The 15767-nt window shown below is 74.2% G+C and carries 7 protein-coding genes; 6 read left to right on the top strand and 1 reads right to left on the bottom strand.

Annotation, left to right across the window (positions count from 1 at the left end):
* Window positions 1-34 precede the first annotated feature (34 nt).
* The 6 genes from ACQPX6_RS03190 to ACQPX6_RS03165 all read left to right on the top strand — a co-directional run bounded on the left by ACQPX6_RS03190 (window position 35) and on the right by ACQPX6_RS03165 (window position 14526).
* The gene (locus tag ACQPX6_RS03190; RefSeq protein ID WP_433785377.1) at window positions 35-2749 is read left to right on the top strand and encodes a helix-turn-helix transcriptional regulator; all 2715 of its coding nucleotides are present in this window, start codon (window positions 35-37) and stop codon (window positions 2747-2749) included.
* Window positions 2750-2960: 211 nt separating this feature from the next.
* Entirely contained in the window at window positions 2961-7247 is a 4287-nt protein-coding gene (locus ACQPX6_RS03185) for a beta strand repeat-containing protein (protein ID WP_433785376.1), read from the top strand.
* Between the two features lie 38 nt (window positions 7248-7285).
* Entirely contained in the window at window positions 7286-9193 is a 1908-nt protein-coding gene (locus ACQPX6_RS03180; protein ID WP_433785374.1) for a dynamin family protein, read from the top strand.
* Window positions 9193-10839 (top strand): dynamin family protein, encoded by a 1647-nt coding sequence (locus tag ACQPX6_RS03175; protein ID WP_433785373.1) that lies wholly within the window; start codon window positions 9193-9195, stop codon window positions 10837-10839. Before ACQPX6_RS03180 ends, ACQPX6_RS03175 begins: the two co-directional genes overlap by 1 nt.
* 31 nt (window positions 10840-10870) lie before the next feature.
* Window positions 10871-12673: a hypothetical protein gene (locus ACQPX6_RS03170; protein ID WP_433785372.1), complete on the top strand. Its 1803-nt coding sequence runs from the start codon at window positions 10871-10873 to the stop codon at window positions 12671-12673.
* Between the two features lie 26 nt (window positions 12674-12699).
* Window positions 12700-14526 carry an Hsp70 family protein gene (locus tag ACQPX6_RS03165; protein WP_433785371.1) on the top strand — a complete coding sequence of 609 codons (1827 nt, stop codon included), beginning with the start codon at window positions 12700-12702 and terminating at the stop codon, window positions 14524-14526.
* 14 nt (window positions 14527-14540) lie between these two features.
* On the opposite strand, the gene ACQPX6_RS03160 is transcribed toward ACQPX6_RS03165, so the two are convergent.
* A complete protein-coding gene (locus ACQPX6_RS03160) occupies window positions 14541-15692 on the bottom strand; it encodes a lysylphosphatidylglycerol synthase transmembrane domain-containing protein (protein WP_433785369.1) in 1152 nt (383 codons plus the stop codon).
* Between the last annotated feature and the right edge of the window lie 75 nt (window positions 15693-15767).

Genomic DNA, 15767 nt, shown 5'->3' with positions numbered 1-15767 from the left:
CACACTGTGTGGTCCAATCGGCAGGGGAGGCGACATGACCACGCCCCTCCCCGCGGGTGCACGGGGTCGCGGGCCGGTGAACCCCGACGAGCAGGAATGGCCCCTCGGGGGACGTCGCTCCGCGCTCCGGACGGTCAACCGGATCGCCGTGCGCAACGAGCGCGCCGGTGTCATCGCGGTCGGCCCTCCGGGTGTCGGGCGTACACGCTTCGCCCGGGCGGCGCTCGTCGGCGTCGGCTCCACGGGCCCGGGCGACGACCATCCTGATGGGCCGTCGTGGCACCCCATCTGGGTGATGGCCTCGCGCGGGACGGCCGGCATCCCGCTGGGTGCGCTGAGCCACCTGCTGCCCGACCACGACCCCGGTGACGGCAGCCCGGGCTGGCTCCTGCACGAGGCCCGGCAGGTCCTGCTGCGCACCAAGGGACCGGCGCGGCTGTTGCTCGGCGTCGACGACGTGCACCTGCTCGACGAGACCTCGGCGGTCCTGCTGCACCAGCTCGCTTCCGCCGGCGACGCGTTCCTGGTGCTGACCGCTCCCACCGGGGTGTCCGTGCCGGAACCGGTCTTCGCGCTGTGGAAGGACTCGCTGGTCGAGCGGATCGACCTGCCCGAGCTCACGCGGGAGGAGAGCGATGCCCTGGTGGTGAAGGTGCTCGGCGGCCACGTGGACGCGGCCACACTGCACCGGCTCTGGTCGTTGTCGCTGGGGAACCCGCTGTTCCTGCGTGAGCTGGTGCGCGGGGCCCGGGCCAGCGGGGCGCTCGTGGCCACGGGCCGGGTATGGCACACGGACGGAGCGATCCCGATCTCCGCCCGGCTGGCGGAGATCATGCACCAGCGCACGGAGGGATCGGCGCCCCACGAGCAGAGCCTCATGCGGCTGCTCGCCTTCGGCCAGCCCCTGGGGAGCGACCTCGCCGGGGAACTCACGTCCCCCTCGACGGTCGCGGCGCTCGAGGAGCGGGGGATCATCACCTCGCGGCGGACCGGTCGGCGCGTGGAGATCTCACTGGCGCACCCGTTGCACACGGAGGTCCTCCGCCGCGCCGCGACGCCCTACCAGGAGCGTCAGACCTACCAGCGGCTGGCGGACGCGCTCGAGGCCCGCGGGGTCCGTCGGGAGGAGGACCACCGCCGGCTGCTGGCGTGGCGCGTCGGGCAGGGGGTGTGGTCCGACCCCACGGACCTCGTCGCCGCCGCGGCAGGCGCGCTCGACACCGACCCCGCCCTCGCGGAACGTCTCCTGCGCGAGGCCGCCACCGTCGGCGACGGCACCGCCCAGCTCGAGCACGCCCGCGTGCTGGTGAAGCTCGGTCGCTCGCTGGACGCCGAGCAGGCTCTCGCTCCCCTGGCGGACGACGCGGATCTCTCCCCCGACCTGCGGGTCGCCGTCGCGTTGACGCGGTCGTACAACCTGTTCTGGGGCCTACGCGACGCCGCCGGAGCCCGGCGTGCGATCGCCCGGGCGGGTTCGGTCGACGATCTCCCCGACACCGGGGACGCCTCGGCCCTGCACGCCTTCGAGCTGCTGCTCGACGGCGACCACGAGGGTGCGGGGCAGGCCGTCGCCGCTGCGGTGGGCGAACCGAGCAGCGACGAGGCGCCGCTCGCGGCCCTCGCGATCGCCGCGACAGCGGCCGCACGGGCGGGTCGAGCCGACGAGGCCCGCGGCTTCGCCGACCGCGGGCTGGAGGCGAAGGGTCAGGACCCGACCGGCGGCTGGATGGTGGTGGAGCTGACCGCGGCACGCTGGTACGCCGACCTCGAGGCCGGCCGGCTGGACGAGGCCGAGACGACGGCCATGACCGCGCACGGACGGGCCGTCGAGGATGGACAGCGCACGACCGCCGCCCTCGGCGCGACGTGGGTCGGCATCGTCGCCGCCCGGCGGGGTCGCCTGAGAACCGCCATCCGCTGGCTCCTGGAGGCCGCCGCCGGGGTGCCCGCGGAGAGCTTCCTGTTCACGGTCCCGCTGGTGACCGAGCTCGCGCTCGCGGTGTCGTCCTTGGGGAACATTCCGCGGGCCCGGTCGCTCTTCGACGAGGCGGGCGATCTCCGGGTCGACGGGCCGTTCCCGGGTTGGGGCGGGGCCGCACAGGTGTGGCTGGCGGGGTTGGTCGGCCAGGCGACGGAGGCCGAGCGGATCGCGCTCGCCGTCGCCGAGGACACAGGCGCGCTCGGTCCGCGCATCCGGGCTCTCCACACGGCGGTCCGACTCGGTATCACCGGTCCCGTCACGGACCTGCTCGACGACCTCGCTCAACGGTCGACGAGCGAACTACTCATGCTCCACGCCGCTCAGGGGCGCGCACTCGCGGACCACGACGGCGAAGCACTCGACGAGGTGGCCGATCGGTACGCAGCAGCCGGGCTCCTCCTCGACGCGGCCGAGACCGCCGCCCAGGCGGCCGTCGTCCACCGCACGCGCGGGGCGACAGGGTCGGGCGGCGGCTCGGCGTCGCGGGCACGCGCGTGGGCGGAGTCGTGCGAGGACGCCTCGACCCCTGCCCTGGAACAGCTCGACGGTGTCACCGACCTGACCCGCCGTGAGATGGAGATCGCCTCGCTCGCCGCCTCCGGGCTCACGAGCAAGGCCATCGCGAACCAGCTCGGGGTCAGCGTGCGCACCGTCGACAACATCCTGCGGATGGTCTACGCCAAGCTCGGCGTCTCCGGTCGCGGGGACCTGGCGCACGTCAGCGGCATCCGCACGACACCACGCGCTGACTCGCCGTCGATTTCTTGACTCGCCCCGAGTGCCGCCGAGTAGGTGACCCGGTGCCGCGGAGCACGAGTTGAGTACCGCGGTACTCATGACCGTCAGCGACATGATGGCCAAGCTCTCACCTGAAGATGACGGCCAGGACCGGCTCCCGTCCATGGAGTCGTGTGAGCCAACAGCCGGCGCGGGATGCGCCGCGCCCGGTCTGCGGCCCGACCAGATGAGAGGACACGAAATGACCGAAACGGTCGAGCCGCCTCCGACGACGGGCGGCAACCAGGCCAATCAGGGCGGCGCCGGCAACCAACTCAACCAGGGCGGCCTCGGTGGGAATCAGGCCAACCAGGCGGGGGGTGTCGGAAACCAGCTCAACCAGAGCGGCGGGCTCACGCTCGCCGACATCGCCAACCAGGCGGGCTACACCTGTCCCATCCACGGCGCCTACGCGTTCTGCCCCGGCACCTGCGACAACCGTCAGGCGTTCGACGCTCAGCACGACGGCGACGTCGTGGGCAATCAGGCCAACCAGGGCGGCGCTGGCAACCAGGCCAACCAGGGCGGCGGCGGCAACCAGGCCAACCAGGCCGGCGACGCGGGCAACCAGCTGAACCAGGGGGGCGGCGGCGGCAACCAGGCCAACCAGGGCGGCGCCGGCAACCAGGCCAACCAGAACGCCACCATCGGCGGCGACGGCACCGTCAACCAGGCCAACCAGAGCGGCACCGGCAACCAGGCCAACCAGGCCGGTGCTGGTGGTGGAAACCAGGCCAACCAGGGCGGCGGTGGCGGTAACCAGGCCAACCAGGGCGGCGGTGCCGGCAACCAGGCCAACCAGGGCGGCGGCGGCAACCAGGCCAACCAGGGCGGCGGTGCCGGCAACCAGGCCAACCAGGGCGGCGGTGCCGGCAACCAGGCCAACCAGGGCGGCGGCGGCAACCAGGTCAACCAGAACGCCACCATCGGCGGCGACGGCACCGTCAACCAGGCCAACCAGAGCGGCACGGGCAACCAGCTCAACCAGGCCGGTGCTGGTGGTGGAAACCAGGCCAACCAGGGCGGCGGTGGCGGTAACCAGGCCAACCAGGGCGGCGGTGCCGGCAACCAGGCCAACCAGGGCGGCGGTGCCGGCAACCAGGCCAACCAGGCCGGCGGTGCCGGCAACCAGGCCAACCAGGCCGGCGGTGCCGGTAACCAGGCCAACCAGGCCGGTGGCGATGGCAACCAGCTCAACCAGGGCGGCGGCGGCAACCAGGCCAACCAGGGCGGGCTCGGCGGTAACCAGGCCAACCAGGGCGGGCTCGGCGGCAACCAGGCCAACCAGGCCGGCGGCGCCGGCAACCAGGCCAACCAGGCCGGTGGCGATGGCAACCAGCTCAACCAGGCCGGCGGCGCCGGCAACCAGGCCAACCAGGCCGGCGGCGCCGGCAACCAGGCCAACCAGGCCGGTGGCGATGGCAACCAGCTCAACCAGGGCGGCACGGGTAACCAGGCCAACCAGGGCGGCGGCGGCAACCAGGCCAACCAGGGCGGCGGTGCCGGCAACCAGGCCAACCAGGGCGGCGGTGCCGGCAACCAGGCCAACCAGGGCGGCGGTGCCGGCAACCAGGCCAACCAGGGCGGCGGCGATGGCAACCAGCTCAACCAGGGTGGACTCGGCGGCAACCAGGCCAACCAGGGTGGGCTCGGCGGTAACCAGGCCAACCAGGGCGGCGGTGCCGGCAACCAGGCCAACCAGGGCGGTGGCGATGGCAACCAGCTGAACCAGGGCGGCGGTGGCGGTAACCAGGCCAACCAGGGCGGCGGTGCCGGCAACCAGCTGAACCAGGGCGGCGGCGGTAACCAGGCCAACCAGGGCGGCGGTGCCGGCAACCAGGCCAACCAGGGCGGCGGCGATGGCAACCAGCTCAACCAGGGCGGCACGGGTAACCAGGCCAACCAGGGCGGCGGTGCCGGCAACCAGGCCAACCAGGGCGGCGGTGCCGGCAACCAGGCCAACCAGGGCGGTGGCGATGGCAACCAGCTCAACCAGGGCGGCACGGGTAACCAGGCCAACCAGGGCGGCGGTGCCGGCAACCAGCTCAACCAGGGCGGCGGTGGCGGTGACCAGGCCAACCAGGGTGGGCTCGGCGGCAACCAGGCCAACCAGGGCGGCGGTGCCGGCAACCAGGCCAACCAGGCCGGTGGCGATGGCAACCAGCTCAACCAGGGCGGCACGGGTAACCAGGCCAACCAGGCCGGCGGCGCCGGCAACCAGGCCAACCAGGGCGGCGGTGCCGGCAACCAAGCCAACCAGGGCGGCACGGGTAACCAGGCCAACCAGGGTGGGCTCGGCGGCAACCAGGCCAACCAGGGCGGCGGCGGCAACCAGGCCAACCAGGGCGGGCTCGGCGGTAACCAGGCCAACCAGGGCGGGCTCGGCGGTAACCAGGCCAACCAGGGCGGTGGCGATGGCAACCAGCTGAACCAGGGCGGCGGTGGCGGTAACCAGGCCAACCAGGGCGGCGGTGCCGGCAACCAGCTCAACCAGGGCGGCGGCGGTAACCAGGCCAACCAGGGCGGCACGGGTAACCAGGCCAACCAGGCCGGCGGCGCCGGCAACCAGGCCAACCAGGCCGGCGGCGCCGGCAACCAGGCCAACCAGGCCGGTGGCGATGGCAACCAGCTCAACCAGGGTGGACTCGGCGGCAACCAGGCCAACCAGGGCGGCACGGGTAACCAGGCCAACCAGGGCGGCGGCGCCGGCAACCAGGCCAACCAGGGCGGCGGCGATGGCAACCAGCTGAACCAGGGCGGCGGTGGCGGTAACCAGGCCAACCAGGGTGGGCTCGGCGGCAACCAGGCCAACCAGGGCGGCGGCGGCGGCAACCAGGCCAACCAGGGCGGCACGGGTAACCAGGCCAACCAGGGTGGGCTCGGCGGCAACCAGGCCAACCAGGGCGGCGGCGGCGGCAACCAGGCCAACCAGGGCGGCGGTGCCGGCAACCAGCTGAACCAGGGCGGCGGTGGCGGTAACCAGGCCAACCAGGGTGGGCTCGGCGGCAACCAGGCCAACCAGGGCGGGCTCGGCGGCAACCAGGCCAACCAGGGCGGGCTCGGCGGTAACCAGGCCAACCAGGGCGGCGGTGCCGGCAACCAGGCCAACCAGGCCGGTGGCGATGGCAACCAGCTCAACCAGGGTGGACTCGGCGGCAACCAGGCCAACCAGGCCGGCGGCGCCGGCAACCAGCTCAACCAGGGTGGGCTCGGCGGTAACCAGGCCAACCAGGGTGGGCTCGGCGGCAACCAGGCCAACCAGGGCGGCGGCGCCGGCAACCAGGCCAACCAGGCCGGCGGCGCCGGTAACCAGGCCAACCAGGGTGGGCTCGGCGGTAACCAGGCCAACCAGGGTGGGCTCGGCGGTAACCAGGCCAACCAGGGCGGCGGCGCCGGCAACCAGGCCAACCAGGGTGGGCTCGGCGGTAACCAGGCCAACCAGGGCGGGCTCGGCGGGAACCAGGCCAACCAGGCCGGCGGCGCCGGCAACCAGGCCAACCAGGCCGGCGGCGCCGGCAACCAGGCCAACCAGGCCGGTGGCGATGGCAACCAGCTCAACCAGGGTGGACTCGGCGGCAACCAGGCCAACCAGGCCGGCGGTGCTGGCAACCAGGCCAACCAGGGCGGCACGGGTAACCAGGCCAACCAGGGCGGCGGCGCCGGCAACCAGGCCAACCAGGCCGCGGCGGTGGACCCGGGGGCAGCGGCTCCGGTGCACCTCGCGGGCGTGGCCGGTGTCGGAGCGGCCGGGGGTGCGGCCGGGGGTGCGGCCGGGACCGAGGCGGCTCTGCGCTTCGACCCCAGCTCGAGCAACCCGGCGGTCGGCAACCTGGGGGCCAACCCCGACGGTGGCCGTCCCGACCTGGGCGTCGCGCCCACGACACGCGGCGACGAGGTGTCCTTCGGGCAGTCGGACCCGTTCGGTGAGGGCGCCGGGCAGCCGACGGCGCAGCCGTCGGGCCCCTTCGGCACTGAGGGGCTCAACCAGCCCAACGTCGGCCCGACGCCGACGGGCCTGGCCGGTACGGAGGCCACCCAGCCGGGCCACGTCGGCGGAGACCTGATCCCGGACTCGGGCTCGATCTTCAGCGGCGGGACCACGCCGGCGCCCACGGGCGGGGCCGGGTCCGGGAGCGAGCCGTTCGGCTCGCAAGCCGGCGGGGGTCACGACGACGGCGGCGTCTTCGCGCCCACGTCTACCGGCGGGTCGGAGGACGGTGGCAGCAGCTCCGGGCACGACAGCTCGGGCAGCGACGCCCACTCGCTCTTCCGGACCGACGACAGCGGCTCGTCCGGCCACAGCGGCGGCTTCGATGGTGACTCCGGCAGCAGCGGCGGTCACGAGAGCAGCAGCGACAGCGGCTTCGAGTCGGGCGGCGGTCACGAGAGCGGCGGTGGCAGCCACGAGAGCAGCAGCGACAGTGGCGGCGGCTCGGACCACGGCGGGGGCGACTCCGGCGGAGGCCACGACGCGGTCGGCCACCACTGATGACCACGTCCCCGTGATCTGAGACCGAGAGGAGAACGATGGCTCAGCAGGCGCCGAGCGCAGCGGTCGGCCACGCCCTGGAGACCCTCGACATGACCGTCAAGGGAGCCAAGGCCTACGAGCGAGAAGATCTCGCTGACCGACTGACCCGCGCTCGGCGCCTGCTGACCGACTCCACCATCACCGTGCACGTGGTGGGGGAGTTCAAGCAGGGCAAGAGCTCACTGATCAACGCACTCCTGACCGCACCCATCTGCCCCGTCGACGACGACATCGCGACGTCCGTGCCGACCGAGGTGCGCTACGCCGGCCAGGTCGCCGCGAGCGCCAGCTTCGACTCGGCGCCCGGTTCCGGTGGCCCAGGCTGGACCGAGCCCATCTCGCCGTCGGAGATCGCGTCCTACGCCTCGGAGGCCGGGAATCCCGGTAACACGCGCCGGCTCAGGGCGGTCACGATCGGGATCGACCGGCCGCTGCTCTCCAGCGGCCTCGTCCTCATCGACACCCCGGGCGTCGGCGGCCTGGGATCGGTCCACAACGCCACGACGATCGGCTCGCTCCCCCAGTCCCACGCGGTGCTGTTCGTCAGCGACGCCTCACAGGAGCTCACCTATGCGGAGCTGCGGTTCCTGCGCACGGTGCAGGACCTGTGCCCGAACATCGTCATGATCATGACCAAGACCGATCTCTACCCGCACTGGGCACGCATCCGGGACCTCAACGCCAACCACCTGCGACGTGCCGGGGTCGAGCTCGAGATCATCCCGGTCTCTTCGGAGATCCGGCAGGTCGCCGCCCGCTCCGCGGACCAGGCGCTCAACAACGAGTCGGGCTTCCCGGTCCTCGTCAACCACCTCCACCAGGTCATCGCCAACGCCGAGCGCGTCGCGCTGGACTCCACGGTCAGCCACATCACCCGGGCCCTCGACCAGCTGGAGATCGCCCTCGCCGCCCAGAACGACACCCTGGTGGCGCCGCAGAACGCGGCTCGGATCATCGCCACCCTCGAGCGGACCAAGCAGCGCGCGGACGCCCTGCGCGAGCGCTCCTCGAAGTGGCAGCTGGTCCTGCAGGACGGGTTCGCCGACATCAACTCCGACGTCGAGTTCGACCTCCGACAGCGCTCGCGCACCGTCCTCCACGAGGCCGAGGCCGCCATCGACGACGGCGACCCCGCCAAGAACTGGACCGAGTTCGAGGAGTGGCTGCGCCAGCGCCTCGCCGGGGAGGCCCTCGAGAACTACGGGATGTTCGTCCGCCGGGCCAAGGAGGTCGCGGCGCAGGTCGGCCAGCACTTCGAGCTCGCGGAGTCCCAGATCGTCACCGCACGCGACGTCTCCGCGCCGATCGAGAAGCTGCGCGACTTCACCGTCGACTCCGCCTTCGTCGAGAAGAAGGCCAAGGGCGCCGGGCTGGCCGCGATGCAGAAGGGTTACGGCGGCGTCCTGATGTTCACGATGCTGCCCGCCATGCTCGGACTCGCGGTACCCCTGCCGATCGGTCTCGCCGCCGGCGTCCTCATGGGGGGCTTCGGCTTGAAGGAGCAGCGCAAGCAGCAGCTCGAACGCCGTCGCAACGAGGCCAAGAACACCGTCCGCCGGTTCGTCGACGAGTTCAACATGCAGATCGGCAAGGACTCCCGCGACGCCATCCGCCACGTTCAGCGCGAGCTGCGGAACGCCTGGTCGGACCGCGTGAGCGAGCTCCAGCGCTCCACCGCCGACGGCCTCGCCGCCGCCCAGCAGGCGGCCCAGAGCACGGAGACCGACGCGAGTGCCCGCGAGCGCCTCGAGAACGACCGCAAGTCGATGGCGATGCTGCGGGCCCGTGTCGCGGACCTGCAGTCCCACCTCGACCGTGCGCAGGCCGCGGTCGAGAAGGCGCAGGCCGAGCAACGGGCGCGTGAGCTGACCGACGCGGCCGCCAACCCGTCCGGGGTCGCCTGATGACCGGGCCCGCCGGTCCGCCGCTGATCGACCGCGTGCGGGGCCTCGTCCACCGCGCCTGCCAGATCTACGGCGGCGGGCCGGCGCTCCCCGACCTCCAGCTCGCGGCCGCCCGCCTGGACGAGCCCCTGCGCGTCGCGCTCGCCGGACGGATCAAGGCCGGGAAGTCGACACTGCTGAACGCGCTGGTCGGTCAGGAGCTCGCGGCGACCGACGCCGGCGAGTGCACGCGCATCGTCACCTGGTTCCGCGACGGCCACACCTATCGCGTCATGGCCCACCCGCGCCAGGGACCACCCCGCCAGCTCCCCCCGGGCCCGACCGGCGGCCTGCTCGACATCGATCTCGCGGGGATGCGTGCCGAGGACGTGGACCGCCTCGTCGTCGACTGGCCGTCCCCCGCGCTGCGGACCATGACCCTCATCGACACCCCGGGCATGGGCTCGCTGAGCACCGAGCTCTCCCGCAAGTCCGAGGCGCTCCTCGGTGCGCACGCCGACGCCAAGGACGACGACGAGACCGAGCCGCGGGCCTCCGAGGCGGACGCCGTCGTCTACCTCATGCGTCACGTGCACGCCGGGGATGTCCGGTTCCTCGAGGCGTTCCGGGACGACCCGACCGAACGGCGGCCGATCAACACCCTCGGCGTGCTCGCCCGCGCCGACGAGGTCGGGCACGGACGTCCCGACGCGCTCGACAGTGCCGCCAAGATCGCGGGCCGCTACCGCGACGACCCCCGAGTGCGTGCGCTGTGCCAGACCGTGATGCCCGTGGCCGGCCTCCTCGCCGTCACCGCCGCGACGCTGCGCGAGGACGAGTTCCGCGCGATCAATGTCCTTGCCGAGGCCCCCGAGGCCGACGTCGAACGCCTGCTGCTCAGCGCGGACCGGTTCGCGTCGGCCGAGACGGAGATCGCGCTCGCGCCGGGGCTCCGGGCGGCGCTGCTCGACCGCTACGGCATGTTCGGCCTCCGTCTCTCGCTGCGGCTGGTGCACAGCGGGGTGGCGACGACGGCGGGCGCCCTGTCCCGGGAGCTGCTCGCCCGCAGCGGTCTCGTGCCCCTGCGCGAGGCGCTCATCAGCCGTTTCGCGGCGCGTGCCGACGTCCTGAAGGCCCGCTCGGCCCTCCTCGCCACCGAGGCGGTGCTGCGGCGGTTCCCCTTCCCTGCGGCGAACGGGCTGCGCCACGAGCTCGAGGTCATCACCTCGAGCGCGCACGAGTTCGCCGAAGTGCGGCTGCTCGACACACTGCGCGGCGGGGGCCTCATGCTGACCCCGCAGGAGCGCTCCGACGCCGAGCGCCTGCTCGGGGTCGAGGGGGTCGATCCGCTCACCCGCCTGGCCCTCCCGGCCGGCAGCGCGCAGACCGAGGTGCTCCGGGCCGCCCAGGCGGCGCTGTCCCAGTGGCAACGCCGGGCCGAGCACCCCGCCTCCGCGCGCGACGTCCGCGAGGCCGCCCGGGTGCTCGTCCGTACCGGCGAGGGGCTGTTGCTGAGCGCGTTGCCACCCTCCGCTGGCCCGGGTGGAGCACCGGGCGGAGCGCCTCCGGGACGCCCGCCCGGCCCTCCCGTGAGTAGCCCCGGCGGCGGGCCCATGAGCAATCGCGGCCCCGGCGGCTGGCCCGACCGAGTAGTCGGCTGCTCATGACCCGCGACCCGCGGCAGGTCAGAGTGACGCCATGACCGCATCGACCGCGAACCGGCCGCCGGCCGGTATGCCGCCGCACCTGTGGGAGCTCGCCAAGCGCGACGCCCGCGGCGCGGTGCCCGAGCGGGTGCGTCAGGCGGGCGACGACAGCGAGAGCGCCCCAGCGGGGATCCGCGCGATCGCCCGCCGCGCCGCGACCGCGAGCGCCACGTTGGGGGTGGCCGCGGCCGCGGTCGCGCTGGGGGCGGGCAGCGCGACCGCCGACCCCGGCGTCGAGCTCGCCGGCTTCGACGGCGCGGTCCCGCCGCCCGGTCCGGGCCTCGCCGACCTCGACGGCTTTGATCAGCAGGGGGGAGCCGGCGGCGCGCCCGGGGGTGGCGGTGGCGCGGGTGGCGAGCAGGGCGGCAGCTTCGGGGCCTCGCACGAGACCCACGGCTCGCTCGGCGACGGCCCCGTGTCCTCGGGCCTGGGGTCGAGTTTCCAGGTCCACCAACCGGACGCGCCCGGCCCGGAGCACACGCTCACGGTGTCGATCTTCCAGGACGTCAGCGTCGTCGAGACCGCGGACGGCTTCTTCCAGGTCGACGCCTTCCAGTACATCGTGATCCGCGACAGCCAGGGCCACGAGTACACCTTCGTCGAGCACTACCAGGTCACCGTCCCGGATCCGCCGGGCCAGGAGACCGACCTGATGATCCACGAGACGGGCCACGTGCAGGTCGTCGAGAACGCCGACGGCAGCTTCACCCCCGTCTCGGTCGACCACGGCATCTCGGTCACGGTCGGCTCCGACGGCGACGGCCGCGACGAGATCGGCATCCGGCAGGACGAGTCGGTGCAGGTCACCGAGCACGGCCGTCCCGACCCCCACGACACGACGGTCGTCCTCGGCGAGCACGCCACGACCGACAGCCACGACACGGGCGACGAGGCCTTCAGCGAGATCGACCAGACCACCCAGACTGGGCACGGCAACAGCGTGAACCAGACCGGGGGGCAGGCCGGGCACCCGAGCGGTTCCCCGACGACGGGCACCGACGGGTCGACCGGCTCCGGCAGCCCGACCCCGACCACCGGGACCCCGTCAGGGTCGGGTCAGACCGGAACCGCTACCGGCGCGGGGACCTCGAGCCCCGCGGCGCCTCCGACGACGACCGGTGGGAGCTCCGCCCCCGCCGCGGGGACGGAGGTCCCCGCCGGGACCGCGGCCGCAGGTCCGGCGGTCGCCGCCACGATGCCCGCCGGGGTCCTCGGCGCGACCGGCGCGGTCGGGGCGGTCGGGGCCGTCGGGGCGGTCGGCGCGGTCCCGCTCGGGAGCACACTGACCTCGACACCCACGACCGCCGTGGCGTTCTCCGGCCCCTCGTCCGGTGGTGTCGTCCACGACCTGGACGGGCCGCCGCCCGGCGCGATCAACGGCATCGGCGGCTCCGGCAGCACCGGGCCCGCCGGCGAACACGCAGCGCCGGTGTTCGACCACGGGCCCGCACCCGTCACGGACGGCGGGCCTTTCCAAGGGACGACACCGGCGGCCCCGGACCCCGCCGCGACCGGCGCCCACGGACCGACGTCGACGGCCCCGCACGTCTCGGGAAGCGGCCAGGGGCTGGACGACGCGGGCGGCTCGGGCCATGGTTCGGGGGCCACCAGCGGTAACGACGACGGCGGCGCGGGCGAAGCCGTCCACGAGAGCCCGAGCCACGAGAGCTCGGGTCACGAGACGTCCGGCCGCGACGGCGGCGGCCACGAGGCCGCCGGGTCGGGTCACGCCGGATCGGGTGGTCACGACGGTGGCGGTTCGGACGGTTCCGAGCACCTCGCGCACCTCCAGTAGACGGTACGGACCAGAGAGGAATACCGGTGGGATACGGACTCGGCGTCGACCTGGGCACCACGTTCACCGCCGCCGCTGTCGAGCGCGACGGGCGGGTGGAGATGGTCACGCTCGGCGACCGGTCGGCGGCGGTGCCATCGGTGGTGCTCGTCCGTGACGACGGCCAGGTCCTCACCGGAGACGCCGCCGACCGTCGTGCCGCGACCGACCCCGACCGTGTCGCCCGTGAAGTGAAGCGCCGGCTCGGCGACCCGATGCCTCTGGTGTTGGGCGGGACCCCGTACGCGGCCGCCCAGCTGATGGGCCTGCAGCTGCGCGACGTGGTGAGGCTCGTCACCGAGCGCGAGGGTCGCCCTCCGAACGCGGTCACGCTCACGCACCCCGCCAACTGGGGTCCGTACAAGAAGGAGCTGTTCAGCCAGATCCCGCGCACCGCGGGTCTGCGCGACGTCCGCATGCTCACCGAGCCGGAGGCGGCGGCCGCGCACTACGCATCGAACGAGCGCCTGAACGAAGGCGCGCTCGTCGCGGTCTACGACCTCGGCGGTGGGACGTTCGACGCCACCGTGCTGCGCACGGCGGGCAAGGGCTTCGAGATCCTCGGCACGCCGGAGGGCATCGAGGGCCTCGGCGGCATCGACTTCGACGAGGCCGTGTTCAACCACGTCGACCGGAGCCTCGGGGGCCCGCTGTCCGGGCTCGACCCCTCGGACCCGCACGACACCACTGCCGCGATCCGCCTGCGCCAGGACTGCGTGCGGGCGAAGGAGGCGCTCTCGGCCGACACCGAGGCGACGATCCCGGTGATGCTGCCGAAGCTGCAGACCGAGGTGCGCCTCACGCGCGGCGAGTTCGAGGACATGATCCGTCCTTCGATCAGCGCCACCATCGAGGCGCTGAGCCGGGCGCTCCTGTCCGCGGGTGTCACCCCCGACCACCTGACCACCGTGCTGCTGGTGGGCGGCTCGTCGCGGATCCCGCTGGTCTCGCAGATGGTGTCCGCCGAGCTCGGCCGACCGACCGCGGTCGACGCGCACCCGAAGCACGCGATCGTGCTCGGCGCCGCGGCGATGTCAGGGCGCGGCTTCGTCAACGACCGCGGGCAGTTCACCGGGCCGCCCAGCGGCGCGGCGCCCGTGACCACCGCCGTGGCCCAGGGCGGCCCCCGCACCGGCGGGAACGGAAGGGCGCCGCGCACCGGCGGCTTCCCCGCCGGGCCGCACGGCGCGGTCCGCCCGCCGACCGGCCCCCTCCCCACCGGCCAGACCGCGGCGGTCCGCCCCATGGGTCCGCCGATGCGGCCGGCGGGTCCGGGCACGAAGGTGCCGCCCCCCGCACTCGCGGCGTCGGGCACCCCGGCCGCCGGGATGCCCGCGCCGGCCCTCGGCGGGTCGGGTCACGGCCCGGGCGGGTCGGGCAAGAAGACCGGGGTCGCTGGTGGCCTGCGTGGGCGTGTGCCCCTCGTCATCGCCGCGGTCGCGCTGCTGCTCCTCGTCGGGGGCGGGGCGCTGGTCTACCAGCAGGTGTCCAACGCGACGCCCGCTCCGCCGACTGCTCCGCCGGCCGCGGTGGTGGCTCCCGTGCCCACGACCACGACCGAGCCCGCACCCGTCGAGGAGCCGGCCGCGCCCGTGGCCACGACACAGGCACCCCGCGGCGGCGGCGGTGGCGCGGGCGGTGGCGGCGGTGGGGGCGGTGGTGGCGGCGGCGGGCGCCACACGACCACGACCACCACGCATCACGACAGCGGCGGATGCTGCGACACCGAGGGCGGCGGGGGCACCGACGGTGGGGGCACCGACGGTGGTGGCGGGACCGACGGTGGGACCGCGGGCGGGACCGAGGGAGGCTGAACCCCTGACGGGGTTCAGCCGCGCGGGCCCCGGCTGCGCGGGGCGGGCTGCTCGGTGACCTCGTCCGCGCCGTCCCCGGGTGCCGGGAAGGCGGCGTCCACCGGGGTGGGCTCGTCGGCGTCGATGAGGGCGGCCGACGGCGTCTCGCGGGCGTGCACGACGAACCACGCGACCCAGCCCGCCGCGGCGACGCCGACGAAGCTGACGAGGCGGTAGAGCAGCACGGCGGCGAGCGCGGGGTGCGAGGGCACGCCGCCGGCGACGAGCGCGGCGAGCAGCGCACCGTCGACGAGGCCCAGACCCCCGGGCAGGAACGCGGCGCTGGAGGCCGCGGTGGCCGCGGCGTAGGCGACGAGCACCAGCGCGAGCGTCATGCCCTCGGCGCCCACCGCCGCGCAGCAGGCGGCGAGGCAGGCGATGTCGAGGACCCAGTTGGCCAGCGCGGCGGAACCCACGACGGCCCGACCGCGCCCGCGGAGCTCGATGAGCTGCAGGGCGGCGATCTGCTCGGCGAGCTGGGCGACGCCGGTGTCGAGGGGCCGCGAGCGGATCCGGTTGAGCAGCCGCAGACCCCAGGTGCCCGCGGTCACGAGCAGGCCGGGGCGGCGCGCGACCAGCACGACGCCCGCCCCGAGCGCCGCGACGCCCGCGATCTGCAGGATCATCCAGGGCAGCGACGTGGGCCGCCCGCCGACGACGAGCGCGGAGCCGAACGCGATGGCGGCCAGCGCGAGGCTCGCCGCGACCCCGCCGGCGACCATCGTCCAGGTGGTGGCGGGGGCGGTGGCGCCCCAGGCGCGGCGGCGCTTGTAGGTGTAGGCCGTCGACAGCGCGGCGCCACCGGGCACGGTGAGGTGCAGGGCGTTGGCCGCCAGCGTCGCCAGCGTGACCTCGTGCAGCGAGACCTGCACCGAGGCCGCGACGAGCAGGCGGTGGTGCAGCACGGAGAACGCGACCAGCGCGCCGGCCTCGCAGGCGACCGCGACGGCGATCCACAGCAGGTCGGCGCCGAGCAGTGCGGCGCCGGCGGCCTGGACCGTGGGCAGCACGACGACGACGCCGATGGTGACGGCCGCGGCCACGAGGACGCCGGTGGCGATCCGCAGCAGACGCCGGGTGCGCGGGGTGGCGCGTGCCGTGCCCGTCGACGTCACGATCGCACCCATCCCCTCATTGTCCTCCTGCCCGGCAGATCACCTCCGGGTGACCGGTCCGGCGTCACAGCACGCATGGTGCGGCGC

The sequence above is a fragment of the Actinomycetospora sp. CA-101289 genome, assembly GCF_050955895.1.
Lineage (GTDB): Bacteria > Actinomycetota > Actinomycetes > Mycobacteriales > Pseudonocardiaceae > Actinomycetospora.
The sequence above is the reverse complement of the archived record's forward strand: the minus strand, read 5'-3'. Positions and strand labels throughout refer to the sequence as shown.

Bases quoted from the DNA above. Each gene is read 5' to 3' on its own strand.
- ACQPX6_RS03190 (WP_433785377.1), top strand. From the start codon at position 35: ATGACCACGCCCCTCCCCGCGGGTGCACGGGGTCGCGGGCCGGTGAAC.
- ACQPX6_RS03185 (WP_433785376.1), top strand. From the start codon at position 2,961: ATGACCGAAACGGTCGAGCCGCCTCCGACGACGGGCGGCAACCAGGCC.
- ACQPX6_RS03180 (WP_433785374.1), top strand. From the start codon at position 7,286: ATGGCTCAGCAGGCGCCGAGCGCAGCGGTCGGCCACGCCCTGGAGACC.
- ACQPX6_RS03175 (WP_433785373.1), top strand. From the start codon at position 9,193: ATGACCGGGCCCGCCGGTCCGCCGCTGATCGACCGCGTGCGGGGCCTC.
- ACQPX6_RS03170 (WP_433785372.1), top strand. From the start codon at position 10,871: ATGACCGCATCGACCGCGAACCGGCCGCCGGCCGGTATGCCGCCGCAC.
- ACQPX6_RS03160 (WP_433785369.1), bottom strand. From the start codon at position 15,692: ATGGGTGCGATCGTGACGTCGACGGGCACGGCACGCGCCACCCCGCGC.